The organism is Polaribacter sp. Hel1_85, from assembly GCF_000766795.1.
GTDB lineage: Bacteria > Bacteroidota > Bacteroidia > Flavobacteriales > Flavobacteriaceae > Polaribacter.
On the sequence record NZ_JPDS01000002.1, the window covers coordinates 497,696 to 512,716 of the forward strand.

Annotated in this window: 13 protein-coding genes; 4 read left to right on the forward strand and 9 right to left on the reverse strand. The window is 28.5% G+C overall.

Annotated elements, in window-relative coordinates:
• Positions 1–44: 44 nt before the first annotated feature.
• The 3 genes from PHEL85_RS09470 to nadB all read left to right on the forward strand — a co-directional run bounded on the left by PHEL85_RS09470 (position 45) and on the right by nadB (position 5,538).
• Positions 45–2,783: an outer membrane beta-barrel protein gene (locus PHEL85_RS09470; protein ID WP_036824418.1), complete on the forward strand. Its 2,739-nt coding sequence runs from the start codon at positions 45–47 to the stop codon at positions 2,781–2,783.
• A 160-nt stretch (positions 2,784–2,943) separates the two neighbouring features.
• Positions 2,944–3,939, forward strand: coding sequence for a quinolinate synthase NadA (nadA, locus tag PHEL85_RS09475; RefSeq protein ID WP_036824419.1), 996 nt, complete (start codon positions 2,944–2,946; stop codon positions 3,937–3,939).
• Positions 3,940–3,948: 9 nt separating this feature from the next.
• The gene (gene nadB / locus PHEL85_RS09480) at positions 3,949–5,538 is read left to right on the forward strand and encodes an L-aspartate oxidase (protein WP_036824422.1); all 1,590 of its coding nucleotides are present in this window, start codon (positions 3,949–3,951) and stop codon (positions 5,536–5,538) included.
• 53 nt (positions 5,539–5,591) lie between these two features.
• Here the strand turns inward: nadB and trxA are convergent, their stop codons facing one another.
• The 9 genes from trxA to PHEL85_RS09515 form a co-directional block, all read right to left on the reverse strand.
• The gene (trxA, locus tag PHEL85_RS09485) at positions 5,592–5,888 is read right to left on the reverse strand and encodes a thioredoxin (RefSeq protein ID WP_036824424.1); all 297 of its coding nucleotides are present in this window, start codon (positions 5,886–5,888) and stop codon (positions 5,592–5,594) included.
• A 12-nt stretch (positions 5,889–5,900) separates the two neighbouring features.
• Entirely contained in the window at positions 5,901–6,320 is a 420-nt protein-coding gene (locus tag PHEL85_RS18125) for a DUF3365 domain-containing protein (protein WP_235318256.1), read from the reverse strand.
• Positions 6,321–6,401: 81 nt separating this feature from the next.
• Positions 6,402–6,890 (reverse strand): c-type cytochrome, encoded by a 489-nt coding sequence (locus PHEL85_RS18130; protein ID WP_235318257.1) that lies wholly within the window; start codon positions 6,888–6,890, stop codon positions 6,402–6,404.
• A 53-nt stretch (positions 6,891–6,943) separates the two neighbouring features.
• On the reverse strand, positions 6,944–7,585 hold the full coding sequence (locus tag PHEL85_RS09495; protein ID WP_036824427.1) for a Crp/Fnr family transcriptional regulator: 642 nt from the start codon (positions 7,583–7,585) through the stop codon (positions 6,944–6,946).
• A gap of 115 nt (positions 7,586–7,700) precedes the next feature.
• A complete protein-coding gene (locus PHEL85_RS18210) occupies positions 7,701–7,835 on the reverse strand; it encodes a hypothetical protein (protein ID WP_262501557.1) in 135 nt (44 codons plus the stop codon).
• A gap of 71 nt (positions 7,836–7,906) precedes the next feature.
• On the reverse strand, positions 7,907–9,226 hold the full coding sequence (locus PHEL85_RS09500; protein WP_036824429.1) for a TolC family protein: 1,320 nt from the start codon (positions 9,224–9,226) through the stop codon (positions 7,907–7,909).
• Entirely contained in the window at positions 9,213–12,413 is a 3,201-nt protein-coding gene (locus PHEL85_RS09505; RefSeq protein WP_036824431.1) for an efflux RND transporter permease subunit, read from the reverse strand. The genes PHEL85_RS09500 and PHEL85_RS09505 overlap by 14 nt, the downstream gene beginning before the upstream one ends.
• A 7-nt stretch (positions 12,414–12,420) precedes the next feature.
• A complete protein-coding gene (locus PHEL85_RS09510; protein ID WP_036824432.1) occupies positions 12,421–13,530 on the reverse strand; it encodes an efflux RND transporter periplasmic adaptor subunit in 1,110 nt (369 codons plus the stop codon).
• Positions 13,531–13,540: 10 nt separating this feature from the next.
• Entirely contained in the window at positions 13,541–14,005 is a 465-nt protein-coding gene (locus tag PHEL85_RS09515; protein ID WP_036824434.1) for a MarR family winged helix-turn-helix transcriptional regulator, read from the reverse strand.
• Positions 14,006–14,127: 122 nt separating this feature from the next.
• On the opposite strand from PHEL85_RS09515, the gene PHEL85_RS09520 reads away from it, so the two are divergent.
• Positions 14,128–15,021 carry a metallophosphoesterase gene (locus tag PHEL85_RS09520; protein ID WP_036824436.1) on the forward strand — a complete coding sequence of 298 codons (894 nt, stop codon included), beginning with the start codon at positions 14,128–14,130 and terminating at the stop codon, positions 15,019–15,021.

Sequence of the window (15,021 nt, forward strand, 5' to 3'; positions counted from 1 at the left end):
TTAGTCCTAATTTTTTATAAAAAAATTAACTCCCAAAAAATCAAATGAAAAAAATTTTAATTCTAATTAGTTTTTTTTTAACCTCCTTTATATATTCTCAATCAAAAGATGTTATTATCACAGGAAACATTAAAGCGTCTGATGATAAAGAAATACTAGAATCTGCTACTGTACATTTAGAAAGATTAAAAGATAGTAGTATTGTAGCATATACGATTACTGATGCAAAAGGGAATTTTGAAATTGCTGCTAGTACTTCTGATTCTAAAACAAAACTAATTGTTTCTTTTATCGGCTTTAAACCTTATTCTAAAATTATAACAGTAAAAAATCAAAATATTGGCTCCTTATATTTAAAAACGGCAAACAGATTAGACGCTATTGTAATTCGATCTTCTGCACCAATAACCATTAAAAAAGATACCGTAGAATTTAATGTAAAATCTTTTAAAACAAAAGCAGATGCAAATGTTGAAGATTTACTTAAAAAGTTACCTGGATTAGAAGTTGATGCTGAAGGTGCTATTACCGTAAATGGAAAACCCGTAAATAAAATTTTAGTAAACGGAAAACCTTTTTTTGGAAATGACCCTACAATTACAACAAGAAATTTAACAAAAGATATTATTGAAAAAGTACAAATTTTAGACACTAAAACGAATGCGCAAGCTTTTGCTGGTGAAGATTCTGATGGAGAAAATAAAACGATTAACTTAACGATTAAAAAAGAAAACAATAAAGGATATTTTGGTAAAGTAGCTGCAGGAAAAGGAACTGATGATAGATATGAATATGCTGGTTTAGCGACTCGTTTTAAACAAAATGAAAGAATTGGTTTGCTTGCTGGAGGAAACAATGTGAATTCACCAGGTTTTAGTTTTGGAAACCAAAGAGTACAGTTTGGCGGAAACAATAGAAGTTTTGGCGGTGGACAAGGAATTGTTACTTCTAACAATTACGGGATCAATTATATTAATACATTTAAAAAAATATTTGAGTTTTCTGGAGATTATTTCTACAAAAACAGTGAATCAGACAATACATCTACTAGCAATAGAGAAACCTTTTTATCTGACGGAGATAGTTTTTTTAGAAATTCTAAAAGCAGCTCATTTAACGAAAGTGATAGCCATGATGCAAGTGTAGATTTTGAAATGGAAATAGACAGTACTTTTAGAATTGATATAGAAACTGACTTTAATAGAAATGTAAACAGAAATACTTATAATAGTGCTTCAGAAAGTTTAAACAATGATGAGTCGCTTACAAATGATTCTAAAACAAATTCTATTGCAGATTCTAAGAAAAACCAATTTGATAATGAAATCAATATTTCTAAAAAAATCGGGAATAGAGGTGCGTTTATAAGAGCAGAAATTACCGCTAATTTTAGACAGAGTGAAACAGACGATTTTGTAAAATCTGAAACTAATATTTATGGCACAGATCCAGATCAAATTATAAGAGATCAATATTCAGATGGTAGTTCTGACAGAGAACAAATTGGTAGTGAAATTACATATCGTTTACCACTTTTGGCTCATAAATTATTTTTTGATATTGCTTATGAATATGGAAATACAAAGACGAAAACAGTACGCAACACATTCGATTTTAATACAACTACAAACGATTACACAAATTTTAGCACCTTATTAAGTACAGATTTCGAGTATTTAAACAAAACAAAAAGACCAAGTGCAGAACTTGAGTTTAGAAATGATAAATGGTCTGCTTCTGCTGAAATTGCATACGTTAACAGAACTTTAGAAAATAAAGATTTTTTAAGACCAGAAACAAACCTTGAAAGAGATTTTAATAATTTAGAATACGGATTTAGAGTACGATTTAGAAAAAGCAAAAGTAGTAGCTATAGAATGCGATATAACTTTAGAAACAGCACACCAAGTTTAAATCAATTACAACCCTTTAGAGATGAATCTAACCCTCTTAACATTGTTACAGGAAACCCTACTTTAACACCTTCTAAAACCCACAACTTTCGTTTTGGTGGTTCTGATTTTAATTGGCAAAAAAGAACCGGTTTTTGGTCATTTGCAAACTTCTCTTTTACAAATGACAGAGTAGTATCTAAAACTATTATTGATACAAATACTTTAATTAGAGAAACGACTTATGCAAATGTAGATGGCTTCTTTAACTTTAGAGTTGGTGGAAGTTACAGTTCATCAAAAAAATGGGAAGACTTTGGTAGTTTAAAAACAGAATTTACTCTTTTTGGTAATTATGATAAAAACATCAACTTTAATAATGGTGTTCAATATTCAAGTAAAAAAACAGCTTTTACTCCTAGAATTGGTTTTGATTTTAATTGGGATGACGTCTTACAAATTAGACCACAATATTCAGTCTCTTTTAGTAATACTATTTATGACATTGACCAATTTGAAAATAGAAATCTTATAAGTCATGATATAACGATTAGAACAGCCACTTTTCTTCCGAAGAAATTTGAATGGAGAAATGATATAAAATATAATTACAATCCTAATATTGCCGATGGTTTTCAAAAAAGTGCTTGGTTTTGGAATACTTCATTACGTTATGCTATATTAAAAGACCAAGGTGCAATTAGTTTAAGGATATATGATCTTTTAAACCAAAATACAAATGCGCGAAGAATAGCTTCTGAAGATTATATTCAAGATTCATCTAGTACTGTTTTAAACCAATATGCAATGTTATCATTTACTTGGAAATTTAACAGCTTAGGTGGTGCAAGCAAAAAATTTGAACCTTCAAAAAGAAGAAGACATCATTAACACCTCATTTTAATCAAACAGGAAGTAAAAAAAACAATTTTGTTGAGATAAATTCAACATTTCTTGCGTTATGGTTATAATTTAATAGAATGACATCAATCATTTTCCTACCTACAAAATAGAGTTTATATTTGCAGTACCGTCAAATTAAACACTTTTTATGGAAACTTTAGATACTGCAAAGAAGAATCTTAACAAAAAAGGATTTTTAGATATTGAAACTCCAAATATTAATTATGTAGAGGAGATTTTAAAACTAAAAAAAGAGAAAAATGCAGTTATTCTAGCGCACTATTATCAAATTGATGAAATCCAAGAAATTGCAGATTTTGTTGGTGATAGTTTGGCTTTGGCACAACAAGCTGCTAAAACAGATGCAGATGTAATTGTTTTTGCAGGAGTTCATTTTATGGCAGAAACTGCAAAAATTTTAAACCCTACTAAAAAAGTACTTTTACCAGATTTATTAGCAGGTTGTTCATTAGCAGATTCTTGTCCGCCAGAAGATTTTTCAGCATTTAAAAAACAACATCCAGATCATTTAGTAGTTACTTATATTAACTGTTCTGCAGAAATTAAAGCATTAAGTGATTATGTTTGTACATCTTCTAATGCTAAAAAAATCATCGATTCTATTCCTCAAGATCAACCTATAATTTTTGCACCTGATAGAAATTTAGGAGATTATTTAAATAAAGAAACTGGCAGAGAAATGTTACTTTGGGATGGAGCTTGTATGGTTCATGAAGCTTTTTCTATGGAAAAATTGATTGATTTACATTTAGAACATCCAGACGCAGAATTAATTGCGCATCCAGAATCTGAAGCACACATGCTTAAAGTTGCTAAATATATTGGTTCTACTTCTGGTTTATTAAATCATGTTAAAAATAGCGATAAGAATAAATTTATTGTTGCTACAGAAGCGGGTATTTTATTTGAAATGATGCAAGAAAATCCTGATAAAATAATTATTCCTGCGCCAGCAAAAGAAGACAATACTTGTGCTTGTAGTGAATGTGCTTATATGAAAATGAATACAATGAAAAAATTGTATTTATGCTTAAAACATGAATTGCCAAATATTGAGGTTGAAACCGAATTAGCAAAACAAGCAATAATTCCAATTAATAGAATGTTAGAACTTTCTAAATAAAAATAAACAATGGATAGCAACAATAAGATAATTACATCAGATTTTTTAGTGATTGGTTCTGGAGTTTCAGGATTAACCTTTGCTTTAAAAGTTGCTACTAAATACAAAGATTCTAAAGTTATTATTATAACTAAAGATGAACAAAGTGAATCTAACACTAAATATGCACAAGGAGGTATAGCAAGTGTTTATAATAAGACTGTTGACAGCTTTAAACAACATATTGAAGACACATTAATTGCTGGTGATGGCTTATGTGATGAAGATGTAGTTAAAATGGTTGTAAAAGATGCTCCTGATAGATTACAAGAGTTAATTGAATGGGGAACTAAGTTTGATAAAAACGAAGAGGGAGAATATGATTTAGGTCGAGAAGGAGGACATTCTCAAAATAGAATTTTACATCACACAGATATTACAGGTGCAGAAATAGAACGTGCTTTATTGGCTCAAGTAAATGCTTTACCAAATATTGATTTTTTAACCCATCATTATGCGATTGATTTAATTACAGAGCATCAAGTAAAACAAAAAAGAACAAAAAGAAATGACAAAATCTCTTGTTATGGAGCGTATGTTTTAGATGTAAAAAAAGCTTTCGTAAAAACTTTTATAAGCAAATTTACTTTGCTTGCTTCTGGTGGAAATGGTCAAGTTTACGAAACAACAACCAATCCAACTGTTGCAACTGGAGATGGAATTGGAATTGCATATAGAGCCAAAGCAGAAATTTCTGACATGGAATTTATTCAATTTCACCCAACTGCATTATATAACCCTGGAGAGTATCCCGCTTTTTTAATTTCTGAAGCTGTTAGAGGTTTTGGAGCAAAATTAAAAGATTTTTACGGCAATCCTTTCATGCATAATTATGATGAAAGAGAAGAACTTGCATCTAGAGATATTGTTGCTCGAGCAATCGATAATGAGTTGAAAAAAAGTGGAACGCCACATGTTTATTTGGATTGCACACAATTAGATATGGAAAAATTTAAAGAACATTTTCCTAATATTACAGAAAAATGTGCCTCTTTAAATATTGATGTGGTAAAAGATCTAATTCCTGTTGTACCAGCATCACATTATATTTGTGGTGGAGTTAATGTAAACAAAAAAGCAAAAACATCTATAAAAAGATTATATGCTTGTGGTGAGGTTACTAAAACTGGTTTACATGGAGGAAACAGATTAGCATCTAACTCTTTATTAGAAGGTTTGGTTTATGCACATAGAGCTTTTCTAAATGTTTCTAAAAAATTTCCAAAAGCTAAAATCCCTAAGAATGTTCCTGAATGGAATGATAGTGGAATTATAAAAAATATGGAGAAAATATTAATTACTCATGATAGAAATGAAGTAAAAACTATTATGACTAATTATGTTGGTATTGTTCGCTCTAACGAACGTTTATTAAGGGCTGAAAAACGTTTAAGAGTTCTTTATGAAGACAACAAACGTCTGTATGATCATTCTGAATTATCTGTAGATTTATGTGAATTAAGAAACCTAATTACAACCGCCTATTTAATTACTCAGTTCTCTAAAAAAAGAACAGAAAATTGTGGTGGCTTTTATAGTTTAGATTGTATTATAAAATAAAAAAGCACCTAAAATTAATCAGATGCTTATCAACCAACAAACTATTATAATAATCAACCAAAATTATTAATAATAGAAACTAACTCATTTTTTTGTACTGCTCCAGATTGTCTCCAAACCTGTTTACCAGATTTATATAAGATTAATGTAGGAACTCCTCTAACTTGATATTTTGCTGCTAAAGGTTGATTTTTATCTACATCTATTTTTATAATAGAAACACCATCACCTAAAGTATCTTTTACTTCTTTTAAAATTGGACTCATCATTTTACAAGGTCCACACCATTCTGCGAAAAAATCAACTAAAACTGGTTTATCTTGATTTATAATTTCTGAAAAATTACTCATGACTAAGAATTATTATTTATTAAAAGTAATACTCCAAATTCCTCTAATCTGGTTTTCACTATAACCTATTGCCAAGTCTTTTGGATATAACTCATTTATTTCTGCTAATGTACTTGCTTTAATATCTGATGTTGGTTTTCCATGACATTGCAAACACATACTATTTGTTTTAATTGGATAATAGAATTTTATATTTTCTGCAGATTCTACAATAATTGGTTCTGACTCTTTGTTTGATTCTATATTTTCTTTAAAAATTTCTATGTACCCTTTTTCTTTAGAGTTTGCTATATTCCTAGAATTTCTTGGTTTGTCTGTAACTCTTTTTATAGCTGCTTTATGAAAAACGGACATACTATCTGTTAAGGAAAATGCTTTTTCATTACAAAACTTTAAAGCTGCAATGGTTCCACTTTTTTGGATTTTAGCCATTAAATTTTTTCCTAAAACTGCTTTTGTAGAAAGTGCGTACTTTAAACCTCTTTCATTATAAGGCAGTTTATTAAGGTCAGTTCATTGTTGATTTTTTTGCATTCCCATGCCTTTTCCTCGACCTTTTCCCATGCCTCTTTCTTTGTTGTAATGATCATCAAACCATTCTGGTTTTTCAATTTCATTATCAAACATATAATCTGCAATTTGTTTTATAGTTTCTTCTGGATACGCTTGTTTTGGCATTAACCCAAAACGTCTAACTGCTCCATACATTTTAGCATTATCTTGAGTTGGATTCTTAATCCAGTTTTGCATAGAATTAATAAATGCTTCTTTAGTAGTATTTTCTCCTATGTAATGCTTTTTAATTGCAATCATAGGTGGTGCAATTCTGTTATCTTCTGTAGTTGTTGGATTATGACAAACATAACAGTTTGTTCTCATTAACTTCTTACCTGGATGTTCTTGAGTTTTTGCTACTGATTTCTTGTTAGAATATGAAGGTCTTTGAGAGTCTTTACAACTAAAAACAAAAGCAATTATTATTAATAATGTTAGAGGTTTCATCTTTTTTTAAATACAAAAATAAGAAGAGACCAACTAACAAACAGTAACAATTGTTACAGTTCTAATACTTTTATGCTATTTCTAAAAAGTTGAATTTTACGCTCGTTTTCTAGCTTTTTTAACAATCTAGAAACTACAACTCTTGAAGTATGTAAATCTTCAGAAATTTGTTTATGAGTTACGTGTAAAAGATCATTATGAGTAACCATTGCTTTGTCTTTAAGGTATTTAAAAAGACGTTCATCCATTTTAAGAAATGCAATGGTATCTAAAGCTTCTAAAAGTTCATCTAATCTATGATGATATGTTTGTAAAATATAAGATTGCCATGTTTTATACTTCCCTAACCAATCTGCCATTTTTTCTTTTGGCAACATAATAAGTTCAACATTTGTTTCTGCAACCGCTCTAATTTTACTTTTTGTTTGTCCCATACAACAAGAAAGTGTCATTGCACAAGTATCTCCTTTTTCTAAATAATACAATACCAATTCTTCTCCATGTTCATCTTCTCTAAGAATTTTAATTGCACCAGAAACTAATAAAGGCATCGATTTTATATAATCTCCAACTTCTATTATAGTAGTATCCTCTTTAAAACTCTTTGGTACTCCTAATTCTTTAATTTCTGATATTAATTCTTCTTCAAAAAGATATCCAAAATTTGTTGTAAGTTTTTTTTCAATTTCTGACATTTAAAAGTATTTTGGTTGATTGGGTATAAATTTAGTGAAATAGAAGTTAACAAAATAAAAAATCCGAGTTTTAACTCGGATTTCATCTACTAAACTACTACACTATTTAATCTAACTACTCTTTAGGTTTCTTGTCGTTATTCATTAAAAGGAATACCGCAACAACTAAGCCTACAACAACTAAGGCGAAAATACCAATCATAATGGTACCATTTATCCAAGAAACTTGTGGTAAAGTTAAAAAACTCATTTATTCTTATTCTTATTTGACTGCAAAGGTAAAACCAATCTTAAATGTAAATTATGACAAAAATCAGTTTCTTAAAAATTCACGTTTAAAATATCTCCGCTTAATTGTAATAATTGTAATTCAATCAATTTTGCATCAAATTTTGCGTTGTTAAAAGCTGTTTTAGAATTAATTAAATTGATCTGAGCTTGTCTAAATTCTATCGAAGTAATTTGTCCCAATTTAAAACGCTCTTCACTTCTGTCAAAATTATTCTGAGTAGTTAAAACATTCTTTTCTTGTGCTTTTAAAATGAATAATTGGTTTTGATAATTCTCCCAAGTATTTTTTAAACTATTGTCTATCGTTACTTTTTGTTGTTCTAATAAAATTTGCTGACTTTCTAATGCAATTTTAGCATTTGCAACTCTGGTTTTTGTGCTTCCACCATCAAACAAATTCCAAGATAAACTTAAGCCCGCATTTAATCCATTAGATGTAGATGCCGCTAAAAAAGATGTTGCTGGGTTTTCACTTTTATTCCAACCATAAGAAGTATTTAAACCTAAAGAAGGTAAATAATTTGACTTGTTTATTTTGATGTTAAACTCACTTATAGCAATGTTTTTTTCGTTTTGTTTTAATGTAGTATTATTCTCAATTGTTTTTTCTTGAAGCTCATCAAAATTTAAAATATTACTAAAATCTACATTCGTTTCTACAACATAATTTACATCTTTTTCTATTCCTAAAACCACATTTAAACCACGTTTAGCATTACTTAATAATTGATTGGCATTTATTAAAGTAATACTATCATTATTTACATCTACTTCTGCATTTAACAATTCTAATTTTGTAGTTTGTCCATATTCATATTGATATTTTGAGCGTATTAATCTTTGTTTAGAAATTGATAAAGCTTCTTTTACATTCTTTCTATTTTCAGACAATCTAGCAATTTGAAAATAACTTGTAAATAACTGTAAATAGGTGTTTTCTATAGTTGCTTTTGCTTGTAACTCTGTTAAATTATAGGTTTCTTTTAATTGCTGATAATTATACTTTCTACCCAAACCATCAAAAATGGTATAATTTACATTTAACGATGCATTATAAGATTTGGTTATTGCTCCATTTACACTTGTAGATGTTCCATCTTGTCTATTAATTGTTTGATTATCGTTTCTATAATTTGCGCCAGAAGAAAGAGAGGCTGTTGGCAAAAAACCAGTATTATAAATACTTGTATTGTTTTTTGCAACCTCTAAATTATTGTTTGCTATTTTAACTCCAAAATTATTTTCTAAAGCTATTTCTAATGCCTCTTTTTTTGTTAAAATTTCTTGCGAAAACCCCTGTAATGTCGATAACAAAACGACTATAAATACTATATTTTTAATGATCTTCATTTTCGTCAAATTTAGATTCTATAATTGCTCTTTCTACTTCTTCTTTTGTAACTTCTCCACCAGTTTTTAACCATTTAATAATCACTTTCATTGAATTAGAAACAGACAATAATAATGGTAACATTACTAATGTTAAAACAGTTGCAATTGCTATTCCGTAAGAAATAGATATTGCCATTGGTATTAAAAATTGTGCTTGTCTACTTTTTTCTAATAATAAAGGTGCTAAACCTGCAATTGTTGTTAAAGATGTTAAGAAAATAGCTCTAAAACGAGATTGACCTGCTCTTACTAGAGCTTCATCATATTTCATACCTTCTTTTAAGTAAGTATTAAATTTTCCTATTAAAACCAAACCATCATTTACCATAATACCCACAAGAGCAATAATTCCTAGAAATGATAAAATCCCTATTGAAAAATTATGAAAATAATGCCCCCAAACAACACCAATCATACTAAAAGGAATCATAATAATTAATAAAATTGGTTGGCTATAAGAACGGAATGTAAATGCTATTACAATATATATTAATAATAAAATTATAGGACCAACAAGTTTAACAGAATCTGTAGTTTTCTTAGCTTCTCTATTTTGACCTTCATATAAAGGAGTTACACTATGATATTTAGAAAGTATTTCTGGCATTACTTTTAACTTAATATCATCTAAAACTTCTGTTGCACTCGTTTCTAGATCTTTTAAATCTGCTGTAATTTGAATTTCTCTTTTTCCATCTAAATGATTAATAGCAATATCTCCTCTTTCTATTGTATAATTTGCAATTTCAGAAAACGGAACTCTTGTTCCTGTTGGTGTTATAATACGCATATCATCTAAATCTTTTATAGAAGACCTGTCTTTTCTATCATAACGAACCCAAACTTTAATTTCATCTTGTCCACGTTGAAAACGTTGTGCCTGAAAACCAAAGAAACCATATCTAACTTGCGCCATAATAGATTGTAAGTTTAAACCTAATAAGTACGCATTATCTTTTAAAGTAATTTTTACTTCTTTAATCCCTGCAGGATCATTATCTGAAATATCTTTTAATAGCGGATTATTTTCTAACTCTTGTTTTAATTCTTTTTTAGCAGCTTTTAATTCTTCAATATTATTTCCTAATAAAGAAACAGCTACAGGACTTCCTCCAAAATTACCACCAGAACCAAAAACTAAACTTTCTACACCCGTAATTTTACCAACTTTATCACTAATGGTATTTGTAATTTCTGGTGATGAAAAATCTCTAGCTTCACCTGGTAATAAATTTACTGTTAAACTTGCATTTGCACTTCCAGGTCCAATTCTTTTAATTACATTTTCTACAACTTGTACATTACCTGTTTGTTTTTTAGTATACTGTTCATTAACCAACCAAACTTTTTGTTCTATTGATGAAATAATAGAATCTGTAATTTGTTCGTTTGTACCTTGTGGCATTGTTAGTGTAATTTTAACACTATCACTTGCTACTCTTGGAAAAAATGCTTGTTTAACAATACCTGCATTCATTGCCAATATGCTAAAAATTACAAAAGCAATTGGTATAGAAAATGCAAAGATTTTATTTTTTAAAGAAAACTCTAAAAAAGGCACGTAATACCTGTCTCTAAGTTTACCCAAACCAACATCTGCAGTATTATTTACTTTATTAAAAAAAGTATCTATCGCATTCTTTTTAATTTCTTTTCCATTTTCTAAACGTTTTCTATCTAATGCTTTAGAATGTGCAATATGTGCTGGTAAAATAATTAAAGCTTCTATTAATGATACTGAAAGTGTTAATAATACAATTGTAGAAACTTCTCCAAAGAAATTTCCAATTCTTCCATCTACAAAAAAGAAGGTAGAAAAAGCTATAATTGTTGTTAGAATTGCAGAAACAATTGGCGGAATTACTTCCATTGTACCATCTATTGCTGCTTGAATTTTAGTTTTTCCTAAATCGTAATAATGGTGATAAATATTTTCACCAATTACAATACCATCATCTACCAAAATACCAATAACGATTATCATTCCAAAAAGTGATAATACATTGATAGTTACATCAAATTGAGCTGCAAAAATAAACATTCCGAAAAATGCTATTGGCAAACCAAAAGCTACCCAAATTGCTAAACGAAGGTTTAAAAATAATGCTAAAAAGAAAAGTACTAACAAAATACCTACAACACCATTTTCTATTAATAATTTTGTTCTTCCGTTTAATGTTGTACTTCTATCACTTGTAATATTTAGTTGTACATTTTGATTTTCTTGATTGTACTTGTGTATGTATTCTTTTATTTTATCTGCAGAAGAAATTAAATCTTCATTATTAGTATTACTTACTGTAATATCTATCGCTAAATTTTCATTATAAAATAATCTATCTGGTGTTTCTGACCAACTATCTCTAACTTGTGCAACATCTTTTAAACGGATTATGTTTCCGTTAGTTTCTGTTCTAACAATTAAATTTTGAAGTTCGCTACCATAATAAAAACGATTACTTGCTCTAATTAAATAATCTTCTTGCTGGGTTTTAATATTACCACCAGTTATTAAAAGATTAGAGTTTTGTATTGCTGTTGCAACTTCAGAAAAAGACATATTATAGGCTAATAAATCGTTTTCTCTTACTGCAATTTCTATTTCTTCATCTGGAAATCCAGACAACGAAACTTGAGAAATACCATCTATTCCTCTAATATCATTCTCTACATTTCTAGCGTATTGTTTTATCGATTTTAAACTAAGATTATCTCCACTAATTGTAAAACTAATTGTGGGTCTAATGTTTTCTACTTTTGCAATAACTGCGGGTTCCATCCCTGAAGGAAAAGAAGGAACTCTATCTACTGCATTTTTAACATCAGATAAAACAACATCTATGTTTTTACCTTTTTCTACTTCTATATTTACTGTTGCAGAATTTTCTCTAGAAACAGAGGTAACTCTTTCTACACCAACAATACCTTTTAAATTATCTTCTATTTTTAACACAACACCTTCTTCCATTTCTTGAGGTGAGGCTCCAGGATATGCTAATGAGATATTTATTAATTCTGAATCTGTTAGTGGAAAAAAGGACGATTTCATGCTTAATGCACCCACTAATCCGAATACAATAAAAGCAATAATAAATATGTTTACTGCAACCGGATATTTAATAAAATATGTAATTATTTTCTTCATACAATTACTATTTATTAATTTTTACAATCATACCGTTAAATGCTCCTGGCAAAACTTGTGTTAGCATTTTTTGATTATTTTCTAACCTTTTTACAACCACAGATTCTGCATTAAAATAAACAGGCTTAATAGTAGTTAGCGTTAAAATACTATCATTTTTAACGGTGTAAACTGCTTCATTATTTACCAATAATTTTCTTGAGATTTCAATTGCATTTGATTCTGATTTTGCCACCAAAACAGCTTCTAAAAACATACCTTCTTTTAAATCTGGATGTTTTACATCAATAAATACTTTTATAGTTTGAGAAACCTGATCTACTTTACCATTAACACGAACCACTTTTCCTGTATAATTTTTACTTTTTTCTAAATTTGTTAAAGCAACAGTATTGCCTACTTTTAATAGATCTGCAAATTCTGATTTTATTGAAACTTCCATTTCATAAACACTTGGATCTATAAATTCTCCTAATTTTTGTCCAACTCTAACCAACGATCCTGGACTAACCAAAGCTTCTGTTAGAATCCCTTTAAAAGGTGCTGTAATTTGATGTTTAGACAAACGTACTTCTAAATTTTTAACATTATAGTATGCTGTTACTATACCTCTACCATTAATAAAATACTTTTCTTTATCTGAAGAAAATATTGGTAATTTTGGTGTAGGTTTATTTATACTAAAACCTTTTAAATAGGTTTCCCATTTGCTAAATTCCTTTGGATAATCTAAACGTAAATCTGGCAAAATTGAAGTAATTAAATTGTTTAAATTACTCTTTTGAGACTGTAAACTAGCGTAAAACTCATCACTATTAATACTTAATAATGTTTCATTTCTATGATAATTTGTACCTGCTTTAAATAACTTTCTAGAAGGTTTTAAAACACCTGAAACTTCAGAATAAATTTCTATTTTATTTTTTGCTAATAAATTTCCATTAGCAGATAACGTAATTGGTATATTAGTATTTTCTACACTTTTTACATAAACTGTTTTAATTTGCTTTTTATATTTTGGTTTAGGTCTTTGGTTTTTATCAATTAGATAATTACCCAGAATTATTGCTCCAACAATAGTTAAAACTCCAAGAACAGCTAGTATAATTTTTCTCATATATTGGTTATTAAATATGTTCTACTTTAGAACAAAAATTGGTTTGTATTTTTTTAAAAATATTAATTATTTGTTGTTTTTCTTCTAAAGAAATATTTTTCTCCATAGTTGATATTAAATTCTGAATAACAGGTTTTGTTTTTTCAAATATTTCTTTTCCAAAGTTTGTTAAATAGACGTTTTTAATGCGTTTATCATCTTTGTTTTGCTTTCTAAAAATGTAATTTTTCTTCTCCATTTTAATCAACAAACGTGTTAATGAAGATTTATTTCTTAATGTTAAAAAAGCCAAATCGTGCTGATTTAAACCATCTTGATCATGTAATTTTTTTAAAACAATCATCTGCTCTTTTGTTAGGTCTAGATTGTTCAATTTAAATGATTCTTGAAAAAAATAATCAACCAACTTTCCAGTTCTTCCTAACCAAGGACCAATTGAATTTTCAAAATCAATATGTGTGTGTTCTTTTTTCACGATGCAAATGTAACTGAAAACTTTAATTAGTTGCACATGCAACTAATTAAAGTTTTCTTAAAAAAAATCAAATTTTATTGATTCACATTTTTTATGCATCTTTATATTTTTAAAAAAACAAAATGTCTTCTAACCATAGAATTTCTCGCGCTTTTAAAAATGCTAAAAGAATCTGTTATAATGTAGATTCTAAGTTTGTTTTTTTTAGTGATTCTCACAGAGGAGACAATGGTTTTGCTGATGATTTTGCACGTAATAGAAACATGTTTAAACATGCATTAGAGCATTATTATAAAAACGATTTTACTTATATTGAGTTGGGTGATGGTGATGAATTGTGGGAAAATCGAAATTTTACAAATATTTTTAAAGCAAACAAACACATTTATTTGTGGCTTAAAAAATTTCATGATAAAGACCGACTTCATTTTATCTGGGGAAATCATGACATGAAATATAAAAACCCTAAAATAATTCGTAAGAACTTACACTATTATTACGACTCTGTAACAGATACCAAAAAAGAACTACTAATAGGTGCGTCCTTTTCTGAGGCTATTGTTTTAGAAGATGATCAAACTGGAAAAAAGATATTTTTATTACATGGTCATCAAGCAGATTGGTTTAATTATGTTTTTTGGAAATTTAGTAGCTTCTTAGTAAAAGTGCTATGGAAACCATTGCAAATTTTAGGTTTTTCAGATCCAACAAGTCCAGCTCAAAATTTTAGAGAACGCATAAAAGTAGAACATAAATTAGAAAAATGGATTGAAGAAAACAATAATCAAATGATGATTACTGGTCATACACACAGACCTCGTTTTCCTGATAAAAGTGAAATTCCTTTTTTTAATGATGGAAGCTGTGTGCATCCAAGATCTATTACAGGAATTGAAATTGAAAATAATGAAATTTGCCTTATAAAATGGCATATAATTACCCAAGAAAACGGAACTATGCAAATTAAAAGAACCATTTTAGAAGGTCCAGGAAATTTAACACATTATATGAATTAA

Coding starts and splice junctions, on each gene's coding strand:
- PHEL85_RS09495 (WP_036824427.1), bottom strand. CDS start 7,585: ATGTCAGAAATTGAAAAAAAACTTACAACAAATTTTGGATATCTTTTT.
- trxA (WP_036824424.1), bottom strand. CDS start 5,888: ATGAGTAATTTTTCAGAAATTATAAATCAAGATAAACCAGTTTTAGTT.
- PHEL85_RS09510 (WP_036824432.1), bottom strand. CDS start 13,530: ATGAGAAAAATTATACTAGCTGTTCTTGGAGTTTTAACTATTGTTGGA.
- nadB (WP_036824422.1), top strand. CDS start 3,949: ATGGATAGCAACAATAAGATAATTACATCAGATTTTTTAGTGATTGGT.
- PHEL85_RS09505 (WP_036824431.1), bottom strand. CDS start 12,413: ATGAAGAAAATAATTACATATTTTATTAAATATCCGGTTGCAGTAAAC.
- PHEL85_RS18130 (WP_235318257.1), bottom strand. CDS start 6,890: ATGAAACCTCTAACATTATTAATAATAATTGCTTTTGTTTTTAGTTGT.
- PHEL85_RS09470 (WP_036824418.1), top strand. CDS start 45: ATGAAAAAAATTTTAATTCTAATTAGTTTTTTTTTAACCTCCTTTATA.
- PHEL85_RS18210 (WP_262501557.1), bottom strand. CDS start 7,835: ATGAGTTTTTTAACTTTACCACAAGTTTCTTGGATAAATGGTACCATT.
- nadA (WP_036824419.1), top strand. CDS start 2,944: ATGGAAACTTTAGATACTGCAAAGAAGAATCTTAACAAAAAAGGATTT.
- PHEL85_RS18125 (WP_235318256.1), bottom strand. CDS start 6,320: ATGGCTAAAATCCAAAAAAGTGGAACCATTGCAGCTTTAAAGTTTTGT.
- PHEL85_RS09500 (WP_036824429.1), bottom strand. CDS start 9,226: ATGAAGATCATTAAAAATATAGTATTTATAGTCGTTTTGTTATCGACA.
- PHEL85_RS09520 (WP_036824436.1), top strand. CDS start 14,128: ATGTCTTCTAACCATAGAATTTCTCGCGCTTTTAAAAATGCTAAAAGA.